Source organism: Mycobacterium sp. E1214, from assembly GCF_001666755.1.
Lineage (GTDB): Bacteria > Actinomycetota > Actinomycetes > Mycobacteriales > Mycobacteriaceae > Mycobacterium.
Window position 1 is genome coordinate 1 of the sequence record NZ_LZJC01000113.1, and the last position, 2,631, is coordinate 2,631.

Below are 2,631 nucleotides of genomic sequence, written 5' to 3' on the forward strand. Positions count from 1 at the left end.
CCGATGCCGTAGATCTCGTCCTGCGTGCCGTCGGATTTGTTGACGATCTGTTTCCAGAAGCCGACGATCTCGCCCTGCTTGTCGTCGATGAGCACCTTCTGGTACTCGTACACCCAGTTCTCCAGGCCCTCCATCTCCAGGCCCAGGGCGATGTCGCGGATCTCGTCGACGCCGACGCACATCACGTCCTCCTTGGGGCCGATGTTCCAGCCGTAGGTGGCGTCCTGGGTGTAGAAGTCCGCCAACGGTCGCCAGTCGCCGGCTTTTTCACAGTCCTTATTGGCTTGCAACCACCGGTCGACCCATGCCTCGAGGTCCTCGCGTGACGCCTTGGATGTCATCGGTCAGTCTCCCTTGTCGTGGATGAAAAGTGCTTGCGTGGGGCACATGTCGACCGCGCGCTCAACTTCCTCGCGGGCGTCTTCGGGCGGCTCGGCGTTCACGATCTCGACTTTGCCGCGCCTGGGCACGCGGAAGTGGTCGGGGGCCTCGAGCTCACACATGGCATGGCCCTGGCACAGATCGAGGTCCACTTCGATGCGAAATCCCATGATCTAACCTACTTCTGGCGTTTGCGGTAGCGCACCTTCGCCGGCCTAGCCAGCTGCACGACCATCTTCGAGTGGTCGTTGTGGTAGCTGTCGGCCGGCTGAGCCATCTCGAAGTCGTACTCGCGCAACAGTACCGAGAAGATCGCCTTGATCTGCATCTGGGCGAAGGCGGCGCCGACGCAGCGGTGCCGTCCAGCACCGAAGGGGATCCACGTCCACCGGTTGACGATGTCGGCCTGCTCGGGCTTGTTGTACCGATCCGGGTTGAAGGAGTCGGGGTCGGGGAAGTCCTCGGGGATCCGGTTGGAGATCGCCGGCGACGCGGCGACGAAGTCGCCGTCGTGGATTGCGAAACCCTCGACCTCGAACTCGCCCTTGGCGACGCGCATCAGGATGATCAGCGGCGGGTGCAGTCGCAGGGTCTCCTTGACCACGTTGTCCAGCTTCGGAATCGACCGCAGCGCATGGAAACTCACCTCTTGGCCGTCGGCGTAGAGCTCGTCGAGTTCGGTCAGTACCTCGGCGTACACCTCCGGATGGCGGATCAGTTCGATCAAAGTCCACGCCGAGGTGCCCGAGCTGGTGTGGTGCCCGGCGAACATCAGCGAAATGAACATCCCGGTGACCTCGTCGGCGGAGAACCGCGGCTTGCCGTCGTCGTCCTTGATGGAGACCAGCACGTCGAGCATGTCGCGGTCGGACTTGTCCCTCGGCGGGTCGGCCAGCCGTTGGTCCATGATCTCTTGAACCAGCGCAACGAGTTTCACGCGGGCTTCGTCACGGCGCCGGAAGCTCTCGATCGGCAGGTACGGGTCGACGTAGCACAGCGGGTCGGTGCCGCGTTCCAGCTCGTGGTAGTACTCGGCGAACCGATGGTCGAGCTGGTTGCGAAACTTGACGCCGATGAGGCACGCGGTGGAGGTGTAGATGGTCAGCTCGGAGAAGAAGTCCAGCAGTTCGACCTCGCCTTCGTCGCCCCAGCCCGCAATCATCCCCTTGACCTGAGCTTCGATGGTGGCGGCATGGCCCTTCATCTGCTCGCCGCGCAGCGCCGAATTGTGCAACATCTCCTTGCGCCGCTCGGGGCTGGCGTCGAACACCACGCCCTTGCCGAAGATGGGCGCCATGAACGGGTATGCCGCGGCCTGGTCGAGATCCTCGTCGGCGGAACGGAAGAAGAACTCGTTGGCGTTCGCGCCCGACAGCAGGATGACGTGCTTGTCAACCAGCTGGAACCAGCCCACGTCGCCGCACTCGTCGCGGGTTCGCTGCATCAACCCGATCGGGTCGGTGCGGAATTCCTCGAGGTGGCCGTGCTCCTCCTCGCCACCGGATACCCGTGGCACGCTCGCGGTCACTGTCATAGTCCGGGCATCCCCTCTTCGCCAAGAGCCAACTTCTGGCGAGACTTGTTGTCGGCCAACGGAGCTTCGGGCTGCAACTCCATGTTTGCGATGAAGCCGCCGCGCGGTGTCTCGGCGACGAACGTGATGGCGCGGCCCAGATCCGCGGCGCGCAAGAAGTAGTCGTGGCGGGCCTGCCCCCACTTCGCCCAATCCTCAAGCGCAGGACCGATCTTCTCGGCCGGCAGGCTCCACCCCATCGACGTCTTCGTCGGGCCCGGGTGCACGATCGAGGCGCGCACACCGGTCCCCTCGAGCTCCATCTGGAAGTTGGTGACCATGGCCACCAACGCCGCCTTGGCCGCGCCGTAGGCGCCCATATGCGGGCGCTGGCGCAGCGCCACGTCCGAGCCGACGAAGATCAGGTCGCCCCGCTGGCGGTCGAGCATGCCGGGCAACACCGCGGCGGCGAGCCGGTTGGCGCCGACGAGGTGGATCTGCAACTGCGACTCGAACTCGTCGGTGGAAATCTCGGCCAGCTTGCCGAAGTAGGTGTCGCCCGCGCCGGCCACCAGCACCTCGATGTCACCGAGCGCGTCCACGGACTGCGCGACAAACGCTTTCACCGAGTTGGGGTCGGTGACGTCGAGGTGGAAGCCCACCGCTTCGCCGCCGTCGGCGTTGATCTTGCCGACGATGTCGGCGAGCTTCTCGACGCGACGCGCACCGAGGGCGAC

Annotated in this window: 3 protein-coding genes and 1 pseudogene; all 4 read right to left on the bottom strand. The window is 64.7% G+C overall.

All coding sequences use genetic code 11. The annotated features are described in order from the left end of the window. Positions 1 to 341, bottom strand: a pseudogene (locus A5700_RS15970) (nuclear transport factor 2 family protein); the annotation flags it as partial. A gap of 3 nt (positions 342 to 344) precedes the next feature. Next, the gene (locus tag A5700_RS15975) at positions 345 to 554 is read right to left on the bottom strand and encodes a ferredoxin (RefSeq protein ID WP_082960350.1); all 210 of its coding nucleotides are present in this window, start codon (positions 552 to 554) and stop codon (positions 345 to 347) included. A 5-nt stretch (positions 555 to 559) separates the two neighbouring features. Continuing rightward, complete coding sequence (locus A5700_RS15980) at positions 560 to 1,915, bottom strand: cytochrome P450 (protein WP_068066414.1); 1,356 nt, start codon at positions 1,913 to 1,915, stop codon at positions 560 to 562. Continuing rightward, a partial coding sequence (locus tag A5700_RS15985) for an SDR family oxidoreductase (protein ID WP_068066417.1) occupies positions 1,912 to 2,631 on the bottom strand: 720 nt, incomplete at its 5' end. The genes A5700_RS15980 and A5700_RS15985, both read right to left, overlap by 4 nt.